Below are 19744 nucleotides of genomic sequence, written 5' to 3' on the forward strand. Positions count from 1 at the left end.
ATCCGCCGGGACGTGCATGGATCCTCTTCCTGAAACGGAGGTACTACCCATGACCGCAGAGGCGGAGCAGACGGTGACCGTCACCCCGGCGGGCCGGGAGCGGCGCTACGAGGTGGTCGTCGTCGGAGGCGGCGCCGCGGGACTGAGCGGTGCGCTGACCCTGGCGCGGGCCCGCCGTTCGGTGCTGGTGATCGACGCCGGCCGGCCGCGCAACGCCCCGGCGGCGGGCGTCCACACCTACCTGACGCGCGAGGGGATGCCGCCCGCGCGACTGCTGGAGGCCGGTCGCGCGGAGGTGACCGGTTACGGCGGCGAGATCGCGACGGGCACCGTCGCGACGGTCGGATGCCTGGACGACGGGGGCTTCCGCGTCGCGCTCGAGGACGGGTCGGCCGTCGTGGCGGACCGGCTGCTGGTGACCACCGGCCTGCTCGACGAACTGCCCGAGATCCCCGGCCTGGCCGGGCGGTGGGGCCGCGAGGTGGTGCACTGCCCGTACTGCCACGGCTGGGAGGTGCGCGACCAGGCGATCGGGGTGCTGGCCACCGGGCCGCTGGCGGTGCACCAGGCCCTGCTGTGGCGGCAGTTGAGCAAGGACGTGACGCTCTTGCTGCACACCACGCCCGAGCTCGGCGCCGACGACCTCGAACGGCTGGAGGCACGGGACATCACGGTCGTCGACGGCGAGGTGACGGCACTGGAGGTGACGGACGACCGGTTGACCGGTGTGGCCCTGGCCGACGGCAGGGTGATCCCCTGTCAGGCTCTCGCGGTGGCCCCGCGTCTCACCGCCCGCGCCGGCGTCCTGACCGGCCTCGGCCTGGAGGCGGTCGACCTGGAGATGGGCGGGCACGTCATCGGGACCCGCATCGACGCGGACCCGTCCGGCGCGACGCGGGTGCCCGGAGTGTGGGTGGCCGGCAACGTGACCACCCTGAACGAGCAGGTCATCGGGGCCGCCGCCGCCGGGGTCCGCGCCGGCGCCGCGATCAACGCCGACCTGATCGCCGAGGAGACCCGGCTGGCCGTCGCCGCCCGACGAGCCCTCTCCGGCGCGGACGGGACGTGACCCGGCGCGGACGGGACGTGACGCCCGCGAGCACGCCCGGCGCCCGGCCGCACCGGTGCGCCTCCCCCCTCACGAGAACACACTGGAGGACAGCACGATGACGACTGACAACCTCTCCGGCGAGGACTTCTGGAACGCCCGTTACGCCGAGAACGACCGGATCTGGAGCGGGAACCCCAACCTCATCCTGGTCCGCGAGGTCCCCGGACTGGAGCCGGGCACCGCCCTGGACCTGGGATGCGGTGAGGGAGCCGACGCGATCTGGCTCGCCGGGCGGGGGTGGCGGGTCACCGCCGTCGACATCTCCCAGGTCGCCCTCGACCGGGCGGCCCGGCAGGCGGCGGCGGCCGGTGTCGCCGACCGCGTCGACTGGCAGCGGCACGACCTCGGGGTTTCCTTCCCCACCGGTGTCTTCGACCTCGTCTCCGCCCACTTCCTGCACTCCTACGAGGACATGCCGCGGGAACGGATCCTGCGGACCGCCGCCTCGGCCGTCGCCCCGGGCGGGACGCTGCTCATCGTGGGGCACGCGGCTCCCCCGCCCTGGGAGAGCGACCCGCATCCGGGCGTGCACCTCCCCACACCGCAGGAGGTCCTGCGGTCGCTCGAACTCCCGGACGGCCAGTGGGAGGTGCAGCTCTGCGAGGAGTACGAGCGGACCCAGAACGACCCGCAGGGGCGACCGGCGACCCGCACGGACAACGTCCTCAAAGTCCGGCGCCTGCGCGGCTGAGCCTGCGCGCCGGGTTCCGCCGACGCCGGCGGGAAGCGCGCGCTCCTCCACGCCTGCGCGTCCGCCCGGTGCGGGGCGGCTGAGGCGCCTGCGTCCCGGTCCGTTCGGGGGGCACGGGCCGACGGCGCTGCTCCGCCGGTGGAGGCTGCTCCGGATGTGATCGGTCAGCACGTTGTGGGCGTCGCCGGTGACTCGGGCCGGCGGCCGGCCGGCAGCCGCTCAGTCCACCTGCAGGCGGTCGGCCATCCCGGCGGCCGTGAAGGCGGCCACCACCTCGGTTCGACCCTCGGTGAAGTGTGCCCAGCCGTCACAGTGGACGGCAACCACCCTGCGGGCACCGAGGATTCTGGCGGCTTCGACGGCCATGGCGCTGTCGAGGACGAGCAGGGCACCGTCGAAGATCGGCAGGCGGGGGGCCCCGGCGAACAGGACGGCGGTGTCCACCGGCCCGAACCGCTCGGCGATCTGTTCGACCAGGGTGAGGGAGGCGTTGTCGCCGCTGACGTAGACCGTGGGCAGGTCGGCCGCGGTCAGCACGAAGCCGACGACTTCTCCGGTGACCGCCTTGACACCCTCGGCCCCGAGTTCCTCGGGGCCGTGGAGGGCGGGTGCGCCGGTCACGGTCACGGTGCCGCCGCCGGGGCGGTCCAGCTCGATCGACTCCCAGGGCGCCAGGCCCCGCGCGGTGCCGCCCAGACGGCCTGCGCCGCCGGGAGTGGTGAGCGTGACGGGCACGTCGGCGAGCAGGGCCCGGCCGGAGTGGTCGAGGTTGTCGGAGTGCTCGTCGTGGGAGAGCAGGACGACGTCGACGCGACCGAGCTCGGCAGGTGTGATGGAGGGGTGCGCGGTCTTGACCAGGAGCGGGCCACCGGGCACCGGGTAGTCACCGGGGGCGTCGAAGGTGGGGTCGGTGAGGAACCTCAGGCCGCCGTACTCGATGAGGGCGGTCGGGCCGCCGAAGACGTGGACGGGGATCCGCCGATCGGTCGCGTTGATGGCCAAGGTGAAAACCTCACGGATGAGAAGTGGTTTATCCGTGATACACGGTAGTCGTTTCTCACGGATGGCCGCAACTCATAACATGAGAGGCATGGAGGAGACCCTGACCGCCGAGCCCGTCGCGCCGCCCTCGCCGGAGACGGAAGTCCTGCCGCCCGCGCCGGGGGCGGAGCGCCATCTCGCGCTCGACTTCGCCAACAGCACCGTCGCCCTGCCCGGCGGGCAGTTCCTCGACTTCCTCGGCACGCCCGCGGCCGCTGGCCAGTGGCTGGTCGAGCGCGGGCTCGCTCCGGCGGACCTCGGGCTCCAGGAGATGTGCGCAGCACAGCTGCGTTCCCTGCGCGAGCAGATCCGGGCCCTGCTCGCCTCCCGGGTCGACGGGCGCCCCGCCCCCTCCAGTGCGCTCGCCGCCGTCAACGACGCACTGACCAGGGCCCCCGCGGCCTCCCTGCTGCACTGGGATCCAACCCGCGGCCTGTACCGGGCCGCCTCCCACCCCACCACCCAGATCGTCGACCACGCCCTCGCGGTCCTCGCCGCCGACGCCGCCGACCTGCTTACCGGCCCCGAGGCCGAACGCCTCGCCGCCTGCGGCTCGGCCCCCTGCAGCCGCTACCTGCTGCGGCACGGCCGCCGGCACTGGTGCTCCACCCGCTGCGGCGACCGCGCCCGCGCGGCCCGCGCCTACGCCCGCCGCACCCACCCCGGGGCGGACTGAAGCGCGTCCGGTCCGCCGGCTCCAGGGGGGCGGTCGTAGCGCGCCGTTCCGCCACGGGGCGCCACGCCCGCTACGGAGTGTCGCGCCGCGTACGTCTCCGGTGCCGTACGAGCAGGACCGCCACGATCACGATGACGACCGCGCTCAGCAGCGCGGCGTCCGGTACGGCGGCACCCAGCCGGCGGATCCACCGCTCCGCGGCGTACTCCTGGTCCACGCTGAGCAGGCCGGGCAGGGCCGAGGTGCCGTCGAAGACCAGGAAGACGGTGCCGATGGCGATGAAGAAGGCACCCGACAGCAGGGAGTTGGTGTGCAGGCGCAGCGGCCCGAGCGAGAACGGCCGGCCGCGCAGCCAGCGCCGGCGCCCGAGGTCGAAACGGTCCCACAGCAGGGCGAGGCCGAACAGCGGCACCACCATGCCGAAGGCGTAGACGGCCAGCAGGACGCCGCCGTACACCGGGGCTCCACCCAGCGCCGCGACCGTCAGGATGCCGCCGAGGATCGGCCCGGCGCAGAATCCCGCCAGACCGTACACCGCGCCGAGCGCCACGATCGACAGCGCGGAGTCGGGCCGGAGCCGTCCCGCCGGCCGGGCGGGCCGGACGGCGAAGCCCAGCCCGAGGATCTGCGCCACGCCGAGCGCGATGATCGACCATCCACCCACCGCGACCACCGTGTCCCGGTGGCCGTACAGCAGGGCACCGACCGCCGAGCTCGCCACGCCGAGCGGGACAAGGGTGAGTGCGAGCCCGCCGTACAGCAGCGCGGTGCGGCCGAACAGGCGTTGCGGGCTGGTGAAGGAGTAGGCGAAGAACGACGGCAGCAACAAGGCGCTGCACGGGCTGAACAGCGCGAACACGCCGCCCAGGAAGGCCGTCAGGTAGCCGAGATCGCTCATGAGGTTCCCGTGCCGGCGGTCTTGGCGGCCTCCTGCTCGATCGTCTCGACGAAGGTCTCCAGCGGCTGGGCGCCCAGGATGGGCCGGCCGTTGACGAGGAACGCCGGCGTGCTCGGCACACCGATCTGCGTGCCCTCCGCCTGGTCGGCGACGACGGCGTCGCGGGCGGCTTCGGAGTTCAGGTCCCGGCGGAACCGCGCCAGGTCGGGAACGTCCGCCTCGCGCGCCATCGCGACCAGCTTGTCGTCGGCGAAGGCGCCGCTGTTGCGTTTGCGATCCACCGAGTAGACCTCGCGGTGGAACTGCCGGAACCGCCCCTGCAGACCGGCCGCGTAGGCGGCGCGGGCGGCGGCCTCGGACTCCTTGCCGAAGATGGGGAAGTTGCGCCACTCGATGCGCAGGGTCCCCGCGTCCACGTATCGCTTGATCAGTTCGGGTTCGATGTCCCGGGTGAACTGCCCGCAGAAGGGGCACTGGTAGTCGGCGTACTCGATGAGGACGACCGGAGCGTCGGGGCGTCCGGCCGCGAAGGGGTCGCCGTCCTTGCGCCTGGCCAGCTGGGAGAGCGCCTCCTCCTGGGGCGAGGGGGTCCTCGCCGGTCCCGACGCGGCGGGTGAGGCGGCCGGAGCGGGCGGGGAGGCGGCCGGTTTCCTGTTGCTGGTCGACAGGACGGCCAGCGCGAGCCCGCAGGCCACGACGACCATGATCATTACGATGAGCCGGCGGTCGGCGGATGAGGACATGGATGTCTCCGGAAGGTGAACGGGCGCGGCGACGGACGGCCGCGCGAGAGAACGGCGGAACACTCGCACCCCGGCGGGGGCGAGGAATCACAGGAGGGGACGCCGCAGGTCGGCCGGCGGCGCGTCCGCGCCGTTTCTAGATCCGGAGAATCGACAGGCTGTGCAGGTCGGGCGGTGGGCCGCGCCGCCCCGCCCGGACGGGCGGGGTGTCCGGCCGATGGGAGGAGAGCGCGGTGTGCACCGCGCACGCCAGAGATGAGAACGTGGCTGTCAGGCGCGGAGCGGCCGGCGGTTGCGCGGCCGGGACTTCGCGGTCCGAGCACCTGGGTGCCGCCGGGGCGTGGTCGTATCCGGCGGCCACGACCCGGGACACGCCGGGGCCCGGGGCATCGGCCCGTTCAGCGCCGGGCGGCCAGACCACGATCAGGGCGAAGGCCAGCAGGGCGAGCGTCAGGAGAGCGGACGGCAGGCGTCTCATCCTCCACTCGCCCCCCTCGCGTCCCTTCCGCTGACCGGCTCCCACTATAGAGAAAATCAGCAATGTCGGACTCACGGCGTGCCGTACGGCCCGGTTCCGGATGGTCGCGCCGTCCGCCCGCGCGTGGCCGGACGACGCGACGCATGCCCCTTCACCGCCGGGGGCGGGTGGTGCGGGCGTCGGTCCCGGATCTCAGCGCTGCCGGACCAGTAGCGGCTGGGCGACCTCCCCCAGATAGCCTTCGGGGTCGCACAGGGTGGCGTGGGCCAGTCCCAGTCCGTCGGCGGCCAGGTGGGTGCGGCAGTCCATGTGCACCCACTCGCCTTCGGGTGCGCGCAGCAAAGTGGTGGTCATGGTCGGCGGGATGGACAGCCACTGCCCGAGCGGCAGGGTCGCGGACAGGCCGTTGGCCGAGTCGGCGACGATCAGCGTCCGGGCCAGGCCGGTCAACTCCTCCCCGGCGATCAGCGGGAGGCGCACGCGCGTCCACACCTGTGCCGGGCCGAGGGTCTCGTAGTCGCCGCGGGTGAAACGCCACTCGACGGCCCGGCCGTACCCCCAGTCGGCCAGGCCGGGGAAGTACCGCTGCTCGGCTCCGGCGTTCGGCAGCGCCGGCGGCCGGAGCGACTCACCGTCGGCGGGCGGCTTCGGGCCGGTCGCGATGTGCCAGGCGCGGGCGGTCACCGCCGTACGGCCGTCGACGATCATCCGGGCTTCGGACAGGCGGACCTGCCGGCCCGGTTTCACCGGGGACACCTCGACGCGGACCCGGCGCCGCGGGATCGGGCCGAGGAAGTCCACCGAGATCCGGGCCAGGCGCGTCCCGGGGTCGGCCGTGGCGTCGATCAGGTGCGCCAGCAGCGCGGCGGGCGGCCCACCGTGCTGAGCCTCGGCGTCCCAGGGGCTTTCGGTCGCACGCGTCGGTTCGTAGGCGTCGTCACCGGCGGGCAGGTAGAAGGCGTCGGGCATGTCGTTCATGGATCAATCTTCGGGTAGGGCACGACCGGCGCCTCGGCGGCCCGGTGCGACCCGGCCCGGGGCGGGACCGAGGGTCTCGCGTTCCAGGCCGGGCCGCGGGAGGCGAGCCCTTCCCGCCCTCCTCGGGCGGACCCTGGGAGCCTTCAATAGAGTTACTCAATGTAACCGGAAAGATACGTTGCGTGTTCGGCCGAGGTGGCGGGAGACTCAAGCGGCAGCCGGATCGCAGGCAAGACGGCGACGGCCCGACGGCGACCCCTCCGTGGTGCACCGTCGGCGGGCCGGGCCGTTCCACCGTGCACCGGCATGCCCGCTGAGGGCTCAGCGTGGGCTCTCAGCCGCCGATCCCATCGAGCAGGAAAGGGCGTATCACCATGTCCGACAAGCTCATCCCCACCCTGGCCGCCCCGGTCGAGCGCACGATCACCGGAGCCGCCTCACTCGACGCCGCGGGCGTCGGCCAGTCGATCACTGACTTCCGTTTCCCGTTCGCCGATGAGGGCGACGAGTAGTCGGTGACCGGGTGAGTGCCGGCGCCGGTCGGCGCCGGCACTCACCTCTCGACGTCAGGGAACACCGGTATCCGGCACACGGGAGTTCGTTGCGATGGGCGAGGTGTCAGCGGTCACGGGGCTGGCTCGGCTGTGGGACCTGACCACCGGCGATGATCACATCGGGGTGGCCGTCGTGGACGGCCCGGTCGACGACCGGCACCCCGTCTTCGCCGAGGGCAAGCTGACACAGCCGAGCCACGCCTGGCCGGGGGATGCGGATTCGGGAACCTCGGCCGCTCACGGCACGGCGGTGGCCGGGGTGCTGTTCGGGCGGCACGACGGCCCGGTTCCCGGCGTGGCGCCCGCCTGCCGGGCGGTCAGCGTGCCGGTGTTCGCCCGGGGGCGGCGCACCTCGCAGTTGGAGCTGGCCCGCGCCATCGAGCTGGCGGCCGACTCCGGCGTCCATGTGATCAACGTCAGCGGCGGGCAGCTCGCCGGCGCCGAGGAGGCGGAGGACGTGCTGACCCGCGCCATCGACAGATGCCGCGAACGGAACGTGCTGGTGGTGGCCGCGGTCGGCAACGACGGCTGTTTCTGCGACCACGTGCCGGCCTCACTGCCCGGCGTGCTGGCGGTCGGCGCCTGCGACGAGGCCGGGCGCCCGCTGCCGACGAGCAACTTCGGGCCCGGCAGCCGCCGCCAGGGCCTGCTCGCCCCAGGACACGACATCCTCGTCGCGGTGCCCGGCGGCGGCACCACCCGGATGAGCGGCACCAGCCTGGCCGCGCCGATCGTGGCCGGCGTGGCCGCGCTGCTGCTGAGCCTGCAACGGCGACGCGGTGACGCTCCCGACCCGGGCGCCGTCGGCAGACTCCTGCTGGAGTCCGCCACCCCCTGCGACACGGCCCGGCTCGGGGACGGGACCTGCGCGCGCCACCTGGCCGGAACACTCGACATCACGAAAGCGGTGAATGCTGTGACCACCACCTCCGCGCCCATCTCCTCCCCGGATCCGGCTCCTGCCGTCGATGCCGGCGAGCGGGCCGTCACCCTCTCCTGCGGTACCACGCTCCAGTCCGCCACGGACGGGCAGGGCGGTTGCGACTGCGCCGCGGACGACGTCTTCGTCCCCGCCGCGGTCACCGCGCCGACGCCGGCGGCGCGGCCCTGGGCCCCGGCCGCGACGGCGCCCGCTCCGCAGACCGGTGTGGTGACCTCGGCCGAACAGGGGAAACCGGCGGCGCGGCGGCTGGTGTACGCACTGGGAACGCTGGGCTATGACTTCGGCACCGAGGCCCGGCGTGACACGTTCAAACAGCTCATGCCACCGGTCGAGGCCGACGGAGTGAGCCTGCCCGCCAACCCCTACGATCCCCGCCAGATGGTCGACTACCTGCGGGAGAACCCGTCCGAGGCGCGTCCGCTGATCTGGACGCTCAACCTGGACCTGACCCCGATCTACGCCGTCGAACCGGTCGGCGGCTACGCACCCGGGGTGTACGAGCGGCTGACCGAGTTCCTCGCCCGCCAGCTCAAGACCGAGGACGACGTCGACTTCGTCGACCGAGTCTCGGTGCCCGGCGCCCTGCCCGGACGCACCGTGAAGCTGTTCTCCGGCCAGGTGGTGCCGGTGATCGAGATCAACCTCACCCGCGGCCTGTACGGCTGGTCGGTGGCCGGTCTCGCCCACGCCGTCACCCAGGAGTGCCAGGTTCCCCAGCACAACCAGCGCGGCAACGACAACGACCGTGCCCGGCTGACCGACGCGGTGTCCGACTTCCTCACGCGCATCTACTACGACCTGCGCAACTTCGGCGCCACCTCCCGCGACCGGGCGCTCAACTTCGCCGCCACCAACGCCGTCCAGGCCCGCCAGACCCTGGCCGAAGCGCTGGGACGCGGCATGGCGCTGCAGAACATCGAGGTGGAGAAGAGTCCCTACGGCCGGCCCGACAGTGACTGCTGGGACGTCAAGCTGCGCTTCTTCGACCCCGACAACAGCAAGCGGGCCAAGCGTGTCTACCGCTTCACCGTCGACGTCAAAGACGTCATGCCGGTCACCCTCGGACCGGTCCGCAGCTGGCCCGAAGCCTGATCCACCGGCCGGGAAAGAGACTGATCATGCCCATGTTCCCCCCGCAGACGGCCCCGGTGCGCCGGCCCGATCCGCTGCCGCCGTACACCACCATCGGCCTTCATCCACCCACCGCCGAGCACCTGGACCGGGTGCGCGTCCACCTCACCTACAGCGCCAACGTCAACGATCCCGCCGCCTACACGCTGCCGGGCTACGAGCAGGCGAAACTCTCCGCCCGGTAAGACGCGCCATCCGGATCAGGAGGGGCGGGGCCGATCCCCGGCTCCCGGCCCCGCTCTTCCCCACCCGACCGCCGCACCAGTACGAGGCCGCCGATGAACCTTCCGCCGTCCCCGCCCTCCTGCCCGACGGGCGGCCCCGTTCCGGACGGGAACCGCACCGGCAAAAGCGATTCCGGCCGATCCATCCCGCCGTGTCCGCGCTTTCCCGCCGAAGCCGTCGCCGGCGTCACCGAGCTGTGGCAGTACACCCACGGCCATCCGGACATCACGATCGGCTTCTACGACGGCCCCCCGGACACCGCGCACCCCTGCCTGGAGGGGGCCGACCTGCGGGTCCTCCCTCCCTGGTGGCTTCCCCCCGCCGCGGACGACCCGGGCCTGGTCGAGCACGGCACCTTCACCGCCAGCGTGCTGTTCGGCCAGCCCGGCAGCGTCCTGCCCGGCCTGGCCCCGCGCTGCCGCGGCATATCCCTGGCGGACACCTCCGACGGGCACACCTCGCCCGATCCGCTGCACGCCGCCCGCGCCGTCGACGAGCTTCTCGAGGCCGGAGCCGACGTCATCCAGTTCACCGTCCCGTACCACACCGCCTCCGGCGACGCCGACGAGCTGCTCAAACGCGCCGTCAACCGCGCACTCGACGCGGGCGTACTGATCGTCGCCCCGGCGGGCAACGACCACGGGCACTGCGGCATCGCCCCGGCCGTCCTCCCGGGCGTGCTGGCCGTCGGCGCGCACCGCGCCGACGGCACCATGTTCCGCTTCAGCAACTTCGGGCCGGCCTATCGCGGGCACGGCATCACCGCCCTGGGCGAGGCGGTCCTGGGTGCCACACCGGGTGGCGGCGTCCAGGCCCGTAAGGGCACCTGCGCGGCCGTCGCCCTGGTCACCGGCGTCGCCGCCCTCCTGCTGAGCCTGCAGCGCCGGCTCGGCCAAGCGGCCGACCCGCTCGCCGTCCGTGACGCGCTGCTCGTCACCGCCCGCCCATGCACCCCCGGGCAATCCGGCGGCCAGGTCGAACGCTGCCTGGACGGCTACCTCGATCTGCCCGCCGCGACCCGCCTCGTCCACGCCGCCGCGCCGGCCCGGCCATGCGGCGCGCTTCCCCCCACCGTCGTCCCGGCGGACCGGCCGGTGAGGCGGTCACCCCGGGCGGCGACGGTCACCACGATCGCCGAACGACCTCACCTCGCCCAGGCGGAGATCGCCCAGCCGTCTTCCCCCGCCTTCCTGGGCAAGGACATGGCCGGCCGGTGGGCCGCACACGCGCGACTCCAGCAGCGCTTCCCCCAGTTCGGCGTGGTCGCCACCGACGCCGGTGGATCGGTCGTCGGACGCGGCTGGGGGGTGCCGTTTGCGCTGTCCGCACCCGGACGCGGGCAGCTGCCCGACGGAGGCTGGGACGAGATTCTCACCTGGGCCTTCGCCGACCTCCAGGACGGCAGCCCGCCCGACACCCTGGGACTGCTCGCCATCGTGGTCCGGCACGACCAGCAGCGCGCCGGCCTGGCGGGCGCGCTGCTGGCGGCGCTGAAGAACGCCGCCCAGGTCACCGGCCTGCGCCAGGTGGTCGCCCCGGTACGCCCCACCCGCAAGCACCGCGAGCCCGCCACCCCCATGGCCGAGTACGCCCGGCGCACCCGGGCCGACGGCCTGCCCGCCGACCCGTGGCTGCGCACCCATGTCAGGGCCGGCGGCCGTATCGACTCGATCGCCTCGGCCTCCATGGTGGTCGCCGGCTCCCTGGCGCAGTGGCGCCGATGGACCCGGCTGCCCTTCGACACGGACGGCCCCGTCACGGTGCCCGGTGCGCTGGTGCCCGTGCACTGCGCACTCGCCCACGACCATGCCGTCTACGTCGAGCCCAACGTCTGGGTGCGCCACCTACTGCCCTGATCCACGTGCGGACGGGCACCCCGTCCAAGGCTCGGCGGCGGCGCTCGACCGCTCCCACCGGCGGTGTGCCTGCGACCCATTCCCAATCGTGATACTTCCGGAAGATCTGATGGCTTTTGTCCTGATCGCCTCATCCGGCATAGTCCTGGGGATGGATCGGCAACTGATCAGCCACATCGCCCACCGGGACCACCCCATCGCCGCCCCGATCGATGACGCACAACTGGAACGACTGCTCAGGCGGGCACGACTCCGGCCCGAGGCGCGCATCCTCGACCTCGGGTGCGGAGGGGCGGAGTGGACCATGCGGGCCCTGGAGCTCTACCCGGAGGCGACCGCGGACGGGGTGGACGTCTCCGAAGCCGCTCTCACCTCCGCCGCCGGAGAAGCCGCCCGCCGCGGGCTGACCGACCGGATGCGACTGCACCACCTCGCCGCTGCGGACTTCACCGCCGGCGAACCGTACGACCTCGTGCTGTGCGTGGGCGCCACCCACGCCTTCGGCGGGCTGACCGAAACCCTGCACGCCGTACGACGCCACCTGCACCCGGCGGGGCAGGCTCTGGTCGGAGAGGGCTTCTGGGAGAAGCCTCCCCCGCCGCAGACCCTGGCCCGGCTCGGCGCGGAGCCGGAGGAGTACGCCGACCTCGCGGGAACGGTGAACCGGGCGGAGGACGCCGGCTACGCCACCGTCTACGCCTACACCAGCACGCGTGCCGACTGGGACGAGTACGAATGGTCCTGGACCGGGTCCCTCACCCGCTGGGCGCTCGACCATCCCGGTCCCGACGGTGACGCCGCCCTGGCCGCCGCCCGCGACCACCGCGACATGTGGCTCAACGGCTACCGGGACATCCTGGGCTTCGTGACCCTCCTGCTCCGTCTCGGCAGCCGGTAGTAGCGTTCCGGTCGGGGCCGTCCGGTGGTTGTGCCGGGCGGCCGACGTCAGGAGCTCGTGAGGATGACGAGTCGCTGGGTCGCCCGGGTCATCGCGACATAGCGGTCGACCGCTCCTGCGATGCCCTCGCCGAACGCCTCCGGGTCGATGAGGACGACCAGGTCGAACTCGAGCCCCTTGGACAGCTCCGGGGTCAGCGACCGGACGCGGGACGTCGCCTGGAACGTGGGATCGCCGATGACGCAGGCGATCCCGTCGGCATGCGCGGCGAGCCAGGTGTCGAGGACCGAGCCCAGATCCGAAACAGATCCGTGGACGACGGGGACGCCGCCGCTGCGGATGGAGGTCGGCACGTTGGCGTCCGGGAGCACGGCCCGGATGACCGGTTCGGCTTCCGTCATGATTTCTTCCGGCGTCCGGTAGTTGATGCTCAGAGAGGCCAGGTTGATCCGGTCGAGTCCGATCCGCTCGAGCCGTTCCTGCCACGACTCGGTGAACCCGTGCCTGGCCTGGGCTCGGTCCCCGACGATGGTGAAGCTCCGGGACGGGCAGCGCAGCAGCAGCATCTGCCACTCCGCGTCGGTCAGTTCCTGAGCCTCGTCCACGACGATGTGCGCGAACGGACCGGCGAGGAGGTCCGGTTCGGTGCCGGGCAGTGCGCTCTCGTCGACCAGGGTGTTCTGCATGTCCTCACCGCGAAGCATCGACATCACGAGCATTTCGGAGTCGTCGGCCTCGATCAGGTCGTCGACGACCCGCGCCATGCGCTCGCGCCGGGCGGCGACGGAGGCGTCATGCCGACGCTTGCGTCGCGACGCCTCCGGGTCGCCGAGCCGCTGCCGTGCCGCGTCCAGGAGCGGCAGGTCGGACACCGTCCAGGCCTGGGCGTCTTCGCGCTGCAGCTTCCTGACGTCATCGGGGCTGAGCCAGGGAGCGCACATCCGCAGGTAGGCGGGGACCGACCACAGGTCTCCGACGAGGTCGGCCGCTTCGATCAGCGGCCACGCGCGGTTGAAGGTCGTGAGCAGTTCCCTGTCCTGCAGCAGCGACCTGCGGAGCAGGTCGGCCGGGACGTCGTCGTCGTGCTTGTCCACCAGGATCGTGAGCAGTTCCTCCCAGATCTGGTCACGCGCCTCGTTGTGCGGAGTACCGGGTGCCGGTGCCTCGAACGCCTCGGCCCAGTCGTCGGCGCTCAGCCGGACGTCGGACCAGTGGGTCGTGACCGTCATCCCCTTGGTGGGCGGGTTCTCATAGAACCTGACGGCTGTCTCGATCGCCTTCACCAGGCTCGCGGACGACTTCAGGAGAGCCACGTCCGGGTCGGTCTCGGCCGCCGCCGCGGCTCCCTCGGCGACGAGGTCCCGCAGGGTGCAGGTCCGCACACCCTGCTCTCCGAGGCTGGGCAGGACGTCGGCGACGTAGGCCAGGTAGGGTTGGTGCGGACCGACGAACAGCACGCCACCCCGGCGGTGACCGAGGCGAGGGTCGGAGTAGAGCAGGTAGGCGGAGCGATGCAGGGCGACGACGGTCTTCCCCGTCCCCGGGCCGCCGTCGACGACGAGAGCGCCGCGGGATCCCGCGCGGATGATGGCGTCCTGGTCGGCCTGGATGGTGCCGAGCACGTCCCGCATCCGGCCCGACCGGTTGCCGCCCAGGCTGGCGATGAAGGCGGACTGGTCGTCGAGCGCGGCATGCCCTTCGAACCCGTCCGCGGTGAACACCTCGTCCCAGTAGTCGCTGACCCGGCCGCGGGTCCAGCGGTACCTGCGGCGGCTCGCCAGCCCCATCGGGTTGGCGTGGGTCGCTCCGAAGAACGGCTCGGCCGCGGGGGAACGCCAGTCGAGCAGCAGCCGGCGACCCGCGCTGTCCGTGAGACCGAGTCGTCCGACGTACACGGGCTCGGGGTCGTCCGCGCTGACCATGTGCCCGAGGCACAGGTCCAGACCGAAACGACGCAGCGCGCGCAGGCGAGCGGTCAGCCGGTGGATCTCCAGGTCCCGGTCCAGTGCCGCCCGGCCTATGCCACCGGGTGCCCTGCGCTCGGCATCGAGGCGGTCGGACAGGTCGGCGATCGCCTGCTCCAGGCTCTCCGCGATGGCCGCGAAGTGCTGCTCATCGCCGGCGATCAGCGCCGGGGCGGCCTTGGGAGACAGGTGGTCGGGAAGGTCGAACGCGCTGGTGGTCGAAGGGTTCACGTCATCGGCTCCGATCTGAGGTGAACGAGGCGCTTTCCCGGCTCGACGATCTCGCGTGGGTCACGCCGACACCGGCCGGCGGTTCCGCGACCCCCTCGTCCGGCGGCGCGCACACTCGCGCCTCCACGCCGAGTTCCCGCGACCGCACCGCGAGTGCCACCACCGGTTCGACGTCCCCGCGTGACCCATACGTCGACAACAACACACGCACTTCGCATCCCCCGATTTCCGCAGCTTCTGGCCTCGGCCGACGATTCTGCGGCACGACCCGGGTCTTGTGGCAAGCCCCCCGGTGCGCTATACGTTGAGAGTGGAAAGGCGTGGGTGTTCCCCTTTCCCCTCATCGTCCGCTGCGGACGGACGACCTCCTCGTGAAGCGGCGGCACGCCGCGTACGGCGGTACCGCCGGCCTCACCGGCGTGCGGCTTGAGCGCGGTGGCGTACGAGCCCGCCTGCTCGTACTGCCGGGCGATCAGCCCCCGTCGATGACGCGGCCGGCCACCATCGGCGCGAGTTGCCCCCGCACGCCGTCCCGGTGCCCCACCGCACCGGGCCCGCCGTGCAGTCGCGCATCACCGCGACGCCGGCGAAGGCCCGTGGTCAGCGCCGGACGGCGGCGTGGAAGGCGGGAAGCGCCGTCCCGAGTTCAGCGGTGCCGATGCTCGTGCTGTTCATCACCCCGACCGTACCTTCGTCCGCCCAGACGCAGATGCCCTCCTCCGATCCCGCCCCCGGCCCCTTGAGACCGATGCAGGTGGCATGCCCGGCGGACGACCTCAGCGGGACGTCGAACCTGCGGGTCGGGTCTTTGCCTTTCAGGAGCTTCTTGATGATGTGGTCGACGGCCAGCCGCCACCGATCGCTGCCGATCTGCATGGTGTACCCGTAGAAGATCATGTTCCTGGTCCACTTCCCACCCCTGGACTCGGGGGTCTCCCTGTAGCGCGCGTTCACCGCGTCATGCACGGGGATGTTCCCGGGGAGTTCGTCGATGAGCGGCCGGTTGCGCATCATCTCCTCACGTTCGATGAACGGCCACATGCCGTCCTCGTCGAGGACGAAGGAGCCCGCTTCCCGGGGCGGCGGGATCACCAGCCCGTGTGCCCGCGGAGAGGGGGACGGCGCGGGGCGGGAGTCCGCCGCACATCCGGGGAGTACGACGACGGCGAGCAATGCCGCCGCGGTGGCCAGCGCGCCGCGGGCACGAGGCCCGGGAGACGGCCGGGACGGGAACGCGTGCCGGCGGGAGAGGACGGCCGTTCGGCCGAGCGTTCCCGGGGCGACGACGGGAGCAGACATGGATCATCCTTCGTACGCGTTCGATTCGCGCGGGGAGGTAGGAAAGGCCGCTTGCGCCGGGCCCTGCGGCGTTCCCCGCGCGAGTGACGGGGGCTTCGCCACCTGGTGTGCGAACCGGCCCCGGAACCAGGCCGGTGACGTCGGAGGCAGCCTCCGGTGACTCAGACGGTGAACGTGAGCCAGGAGGAGAAAAAGACCCAGACGGGTTCTTCCACCGCCTTCTCCGGCGCTGTGCCGCTGAGGCCGTTCTCCCCCGGCCCCAGTTCCAGCGAGCTCTTCCACCCCTTCGACCAGGTGCTCACGGTCACCTTTCCCGTCACCTGGCCGGACGTGACCAGTTCCGTGCGGCCGTCGCCGTCCAGATCGATCAGCTTGACGGTGCGGCTCTCGTTTCTCCCGCCTCCCGCGAGCGTGCCCGTGGAAGGGGTCAGACCGCCGCGTCCGCTCCGCACGAGCAGGAACGCGTCGCTGTCGGGGAGGGTGACGACGAGGTCGGTGTCGTGGTCGCCGTCGATGTCGGTCACCGCCGTCGACATCCTGGCGAATCCCGTGGGGCGGGTCTTGAACGGTTCCATCCCGGGGGTCTTCCCGTCCAGGACGGTGCGCCGGACCGATCCCCCGTGGAACACGGTGATCTCCCCCCGGTAGTACTTCCCGGCGTCGGGGCCCCGGAGGCCGCTGACCACGATATCCGGTTTGCCGTCGGTGTCGACGTCGCCGACGGTGATCCGGTGGACCTGGTATCCCCGACCCCGGCGGTCCAGTGGCGTCACCACGGGTACGGCCAGGCCCTCACGGCCCCCGGCCCGGACCTCGACGCGGTCCCCCAGGAGGGTCACGACGTCGGCCACCTTGTCGCCCGTGACGTCCGCCACGACGAGGTCGCCCCGCTCCTCCCCCAGGTCGAACGGCCAGGCCTGGGCACCCGCGGGGAACGTGGGACCACCGTGTACGACATGGAAGGTCCAGGTCGAGTCTCCGACGATCAGGTCGGGGAACCCGTCGGCGTCCACGTCGCCGGAGGCCATCAGGGAGCCCTTGTGGGTGCGCCGCTCGGCCGGGATGTCGAGCCGCGCGGCGGGGGCGGAAGCCGTGAGACCGGAAGGGCCGCCCATCGTCACCGTCACGCCGCCGACGTCCTCGTCAGATGGCTCGTCGCGGCCGATGGCGGCCACCGCCAGGTCCGCGTACCCGTCCCCGTTGAAATCCGCGCTGGTCATCACGCTGCCGAACCAGTCCTGCGGGCGCGCCTCGGTGCCGCTGTCGTTCCAGGTGAGGCGGGAAGGCGAGACGGCGCCCGCGCCGGCCCCGAACCCGGTCAGCACCGCCACCGCTCCGGCCTCGGCCACGCCGCCGGCCCCGGCTCCGGTGTCGCCGATGGCCAGATCGCGGATGCCGTCCCCGTTGAAGTCGTCGGGCAGCGCGGGTTCGCCGCGGGGTGCGGAGGCCGTGTCCCGCCCGCCCGATCCCCGGTCCGGCACCGCGGCCGATGTCTTCGCCGAGACTCCGTCCCGGGCCGGCCCCGGGTCCGCCGAACAACCCGCCAGCCCCAGGGCGATCGTCAGAGCGATCGCCACGCGTCGCGTGAGCGCGACGGTGGGCACGCGGTCCCGCCGTTCACCCGGACGGGATCCGCGGGGGCCTTCCCCGATGGCGGACCACGTACGGGAGAAAGGGGCGACGGCCCTTCCGCACCGACCCGCGGCGCGCGAGGACCACGGCTCCCAAGGGCTGATGACCCGCATCCACTCAAGGCGCCGGCCTACTCGGCCGGCCTTTTCCGGCGTGTACGCTCCGCCCCTGAACAGTGCCACCGACCACATGATCTTCTTGGCGTTCACGGCCCCCGATTCTGACGGGCCGGGGCAGGCCCGGCATCGCCCGCGGGGCTGACCGTTCATCCGCTGCGGAGATGACACGACGCGGCCGGGCTCCTCGCCCACCCGACGCTGCTTTGGGGTAAGCAACAAACCGCATCGGACGCAGCGTCGACCGGATACGCAAGGACCGCATCACGCGCGGCCGGTCGAGGGCGAGACGCATCGGCGGTCTCCGGCTCATGACGCGGCGTTTCAGGGTGATCGCGTGAATGTCAGGAAGGGCCCGGCTGCTGTTGTGCGGGCTGGGCGGTGAGCCGTATTCGTCGGTAAGCGGGTCACTCCGCGGGGGTGCGCAGTACGGACTCGACGAACTCGTGCGCGGGCTTGGCCAGCCTTTCGTGAAGCTCGAAGAACGTGTCGGCCGCTCGTACGCCGTTCCAGTCGCCTGGCAGGACCTCCACCGCGAGTCCCGGGTCGGAGTAGGGAAGACGGCGCCAGTCGGTCAGGGCCGCGATGTAGTCGGTGAACGCCTCGGGCTGATCGATCTCGCCTCCGTTCTTGTACCGCTCCAGGACGGGGCCGTGACAGTCGAGGAACTCCTGGTACAGGGCTTGGAGCCGGGCGAGGTCCCACCACGCGGGGGCTTGTCCGGCGATGTCCTCGAACCCCACGTGGTGGGACTGGAAGAGATTGACGTAGGAGGCGAGCCCATGGCGGGTCAGCACGTCCTTGGTCTCGTCGAGCAGGTGTGCGGGGGCGATCCACACACCTGCCGAGACAGTACCGAATCCGAGCCACGACAGGCGCGAGCGCAGCTGGTGGCGTTTGTCGCGCTCGGTCTCCGGCACGCTGAAGATCGCCAGAAGCCATCCGTCGTCGAGAGTCGCGCGGCGGCGTTCGAAGATGCGGCGGTCGCCTTCACGCAGGATGGCGTGGCCATCCTGCGACAGGGCGTAGCCCGCGACGCCGTCCTTCTTCTCCGAGACCAGGAGGCCGCGCCGTTTGAGCCGGAACACCGCAGAGCGGACCGAGGGGGCGTCGACCCCGTACCGGCCCAGGAGCCGGATGACGGAGGCGACGCTCATCCAGCCGCCGACCTCGCGCGCGTACAGGCCGTACACGGTGACGATCAACGCGCGGGGGGTCTGGCCTCGGCCGGTGAATTCGTCGTCGTCTGCCATCCGGTGGTCCTTCGTCGTCTCCGGGCGCTTCCCTGACCAGGATGCGCCTTGTCACGCAGATTCAACCACCGTCAGGATGCCGAGTTCCCGCTGGCCTTCAGGCCGATCGGGGCCGGATGATCCCTTCTTGGGCGACGGTCGCCAGGTGCCGGCCGTCGCGGGTGAAGAACCGGCCGACGCCGAGGCCGCGTCCGGCGCCGGCGGCGCCGACTTCCTGGGCGTAGAGCAGCCAGCCGTCCATGAGGGCGGGCTTGTGGAACCACATGGCGTGGTCGAGGCTGGCGGTGACCAGGCCGGGGGTGGCCCAGGGCAGGTCGAGCAGTCGCAGGACCGGCTCCAGGATGGTGTAGTCGCATACGTAGGCCAAGGCCGCCAGGTCGCGCTGGGCGTCGGTCAGGCCGGGGACCGGGCGGAGCGTGTCGAACGGCTTGACCCAGATCGCCTGGTGGGGGACGGCTCCGCCTTCGACGGTCAGATAGACCGGGCCGGGCACGTGCCGCATGTCGAAGCTGCGGCCGTAGGACCAGTAGGCCTTCGACTCCTTGGTCATGTCACCGCAGGCGTCGGTCCCAGGCTGCTCGGGCTCCAGGTATTCGGCGCTGGAGGGCAGGGATTCGGGGTCGGGCAGGCCTTCGGGCATCGGCGCCTGGTGCTCGCCGCTGCGCTCGCCGGTGTGGAAGGAGGCCAGGGCGATGTAGGCGAGCTTGCCGCCGGAGTATGCGCGGATCTGCCGGGTGGAGAAGCCGCGGCCGTCGCGGAGCTTTTCGACTTCGTAGCGGACCTCGCCGCCGATCTCGGCGGGCCGCATGAAGTAGCTGTGCATGGAGTGCAGTGTGCGGTCTTCGCCCGCGGAGCGGATGGCTGCGACCGCGGCCTGGGCGACGAGGTCGCCGCCGTAGGCCTTGGGCCAGGGGCAGTCCTGGGTGGTGGCGAGGTAGGCCTCGTCGCCGTGCTCGGCCTCGACGGGGGTGAGGGTGAGGGCCGCGGTGAGGATCTGCGAGGTGGGGTTCGGGTCCATGGTGGTTT

18 protein-coding genes are annotated in these 19744 nt (G+C 72.3%); 8 read left to right on the forward strand and 10 right to left on the reverse strand.

Features of this window, described 5'->3' with window-relative positions:
- Positions 1-49: 49 nt before the first annotated feature.
- Together F4562_RS00175 and F4562_RS00180 are read left to right on the forward strand one after the other, a co-directional pair.
- Positions 50-1069, forward strand: coding sequence for an NAD(P)/FAD-dependent oxidoreductase (locus F4562_RS00175; RefSeq protein ID WP_184548442.1), 1020 nt, complete (start codon positions 50-52; stop codon positions 1067-1069).
- 97 nt (positions 1070-1166) lie between these two features.
- Positions 1167-1802 carry a class I SAM-dependent methyltransferase gene (locus tag F4562_RS00180; protein ID WP_184548440.1) on the forward strand — a complete coding sequence of 212 codons (636 nt, stop codon included), beginning with the start codon at positions 1167-1169 and terminating at the stop codon, positions 1800-1802.
- Between the two features lie 219 nt (positions 1803-2021).
- Here the strand turns inward: F4562_RS00180 and F4562_RS00185 are convergent, their stop codons facing one another.
- Positions 2022-2804 (reverse strand): MBL fold metallo-hydrolase, encoded by a 783-nt coding sequence (locus tag F4562_RS00185; RefSeq protein WP_221207914.1) that lies wholly within the window; start codon positions 2802-2804, stop codon positions 2022-2024.
- A gap of 88 nt (positions 2805-2892) precedes the next feature.
- Here F4562_RS00185 and F4562_RS00190 point away from each other — a divergent pair, with 88 nt between their 5' ends.
- Positions 2893-3519, forward strand: a complete 627-nt coding sequence (locus F4562_RS00190) for a CGNR zinc finger domain-containing protein (RefSeq protein ID WP_221207913.1) — start codon at positions 2893-2895, stop codon at positions 3517-3519.
- 70 nt (positions 3520-3589) lie between these two features.
- Here F4562_RS00190 and F4562_RS00195 read toward each other — a convergent pair whose 3' ends face one another.
- The 4 genes from F4562_RS00195 to F4562_RS00210 form a co-directional block, all read right to left on the reverse strand.
- Positions 3590-4417, reverse strand: a complete 828-nt coding sequence (locus F4562_RS00195) for a cytochrome c biogenesis CcdA family protein (protein WP_184548436.1) — start codon at positions 4415-4417, stop codon at positions 3590-3592.
- A complete protein-coding gene (locus F4562_RS00200; RefSeq protein WP_246473311.1) occupies positions 4414-5160 on the reverse strand; it encodes a DsbA family protein in 747 nt (248 codons plus the stop codon). Before F4562_RS00200 ends, F4562_RS00195 begins: the two co-directional genes overlap by 4 nt.
- Positions 5161-5296: 136 nt before the next feature.
- A complete protein-coding gene (locus F4562_RS00205; protein ID WP_184548434.1) occupies positions 5297-5638 on the reverse strand; it encodes a hypothetical protein in 342 nt (113 codons plus the stop codon).
- A gap of 192 nt (positions 5639-5830) precedes the next feature.
- Positions 5831-6616, reverse strand: coding sequence for a thioesterase family protein (locus F4562_RS00210; protein ID WP_184548432.1), 786 nt, complete (start codon positions 6614-6616; stop codon positions 5831-5833).
- Positions 6617-6990: 374 nt separating this feature from the next.
- Between F4562_RS00210 and F4562_RS00215 the strand changes: the two genes are divergently transcribed.
- The 5 genes from F4562_RS00215 (at position 6991) to F4562_RS00235 (ending at position 12223) form a co-directional block, all read left to right on the forward strand.
- Positions 6991-7128 carry a hypothetical protein gene (locus F4562_RS00215; RefSeq protein ID WP_184548430.1) on the forward strand — a complete coding sequence of 46 codons (138 nt, stop codon included), beginning with the start codon at positions 6991-6993 and terminating at the stop codon, positions 7126-7128.
- Between the two features lie 94 nt (positions 7129-7222).
- On the forward strand, positions 7223-9205 hold the full coding sequence (locus F4562_RS00220) for a PatA/PatG family cyanobactin maturation protease (RefSeq protein WP_184548428.1): 1983 nt from the start codon (positions 7223-7225) through the stop codon (positions 9203-9205).
- 26 nt (positions 9206-9231) lie between these two features.
- Positions 9232-9429 carry a cyanobactin biosynthesis system PatB/AcyB/McaB family protein gene (locus F4562_RS00225; protein WP_184548417.1) on the forward strand — a complete coding sequence of 66 codons (198 nt, stop codon included), beginning with the start codon at positions 9232-9234 and terminating at the stop codon, positions 9427-9429.
- 93 nt (positions 9430-9522) lie between these two features.
- Positions 9523-11325 (forward strand): S8 family serine peptidase, encoded by a 1803-nt coding sequence (locus tag F4562_RS00230; protein ID WP_184548415.1) that lies wholly within the window; start codon positions 9523-9525, stop codon positions 11323-11325.
- A 151-nt stretch (positions 11326-11476) separates the two neighbouring features.
- The gene (locus F4562_RS00235; RefSeq protein ID WP_184548413.1) at positions 11477-12223 is read left to right on the forward strand and encodes an SAM-dependent methyltransferase; all 747 of its coding nucleotides are present in this window, start codon (positions 11477-11479) and stop codon (positions 12221-12223) included.
- 47 nt (positions 12224-12270) lie between these two features.
- Here F4562_RS00235 and helR read toward each other — a convergent pair whose 3' ends face one another.
- From helR to F4562_RS00260, 5 genes are all read right to left on the reverse strand, one after another.
- The gene (gene helR / locus F4562_RS00240; RefSeq protein WP_184548411.1) at positions 12271-14418 is read right to left on the reverse strand and encodes an RNA polymerase recycling motor ATPase HelR; all 2148 of its coding nucleotides are present in this window, start codon (positions 14416-14418) and stop codon (positions 12271-12273) included.
- A 600-nt stretch (positions 14419-15018) separates the two neighbouring features.
- Positions 15019-15717, reverse strand: a complete 699-nt coding sequence (locus F4562_RS00245) for a hypothetical protein (RefSeq protein ID WP_184548409.1) — start codon at positions 15715-15717, stop codon at positions 15019-15021.
- Between the two features lie 161 nt (positions 15718-15878).
- Positions 15879-17294, reverse strand: coding sequence for an FG-GAP-like repeat-containing protein (locus F4562_RS00250; RefSeq protein WP_184548407.1), 1416 nt, complete (start codon positions 17292-17294; stop codon positions 15879-15881).
- A 578-nt stretch (positions 17295-17872) separates the two neighbouring features.
- Positions 17873-18718: a PaaX family transcriptional regulator gene (locus F4562_RS00255; RefSeq protein ID WP_184548405.1), complete on the reverse strand. Its 846-nt coding sequence runs from the start codon at positions 18716-18718 to the stop codon at positions 17873-17875.
- Between the two features lie 97 nt (positions 18719-18815).
- Positions 18816-19736 carry an acyl-CoA thioesterase gene (locus tag F4562_RS00260; protein ID WP_184548403.1) on the reverse strand — a complete coding sequence of 307 codons (921 nt, stop codon included), beginning with the start codon at positions 19734-19736 and terminating at the stop codon, positions 18816-18818.
- Positions 19737-19744: the final 8 nt, after the last annotated feature.

Source organism: Streptosporangium becharense, assembly GCF_014204985.1.
Classification (GTDB): Bacteria; Actinomycetota; Actinomycetes; order Streptosporangiales; family Streptosporangiaceae; genus Streptosporangium; species Streptosporangium becharense.